The sequence below is a fragment of the Variovorax sp. P4_D9 genome (assembly GCF_056401695.1).
Map to the genome: position 1 here is coordinate 1 of NZ_JBFUIU010001770.1, position 523 is coordinate 523.

The 523-nt window shown below is 62.1% G+C and carries 2 protein-coding genes; both read right to left on the reverse strand.

What is annotated here, in order from left to right; genetic code table 11:
• A partial coding sequence (locus AC1DY5_RS58255) for a CoA-binding protein (RefSeq protein WP_478123131.1) occupies nucleotides 1-193 on the reverse strand: 193 nt, incomplete at its 3' end.
• A 5-nt stretch (nucleotides 194-198) separates the two neighbouring features.
• A partial coding sequence (locus tag AC1DY5_RS58260; protein WP_478123129.1) for an enoyl-CoA hydratase/isomerase family protein occupies nucleotides 199-523 on the reverse strand: 325 nt, incomplete at its 5' end.

Consider the following 523-nt stretch of genomic DNA (forward strand, 5'->3'; position numbering starts at 1 on the left):
GAATCGATGCGATGTCCGGATAGCAGGTCAGCCCACCGATCGAATCGACACGCGGATTGACCGGGTAGATCTCGCCCGTGAAGCCGTGCTTGCGCAGGTACGCCACCGGACGACCGGCGGTCTTGGCGGCATCGGCAGAAGCGCCGATCACCGCGACGCTGCGAGGCTTGAGGAGCCTGGCGATGGAGTTCAGTTCGGTCACTTTGTAGTCTCCTTCTTCGCGCTGCTCTTGGCCAGGAAAGCCATCACGGATTCGCGGTGCTCGGTGCTCGTATAGCAAATGCCCTGGGCCTGGCTGCCTTGAGCGAAGACCTGCTGTGCGGACAGCTCGAAGCTCTGGTTGAGGATCGTCTTGCCAAGCGCCAGTGCGGTGGCTGAGCCTTTGCTCATCTCGGCTGCCCAGCGTTGCGCATCTCCCACCAGGCTTTCGGCGTCGGAGGTGCGATCGGCAATGCCAAGTCGCAGCGCCTCCTCGAGCTCGACTTTCCTGCCACTGAAGATGAGTTCCTTGGCCTTGGACAGG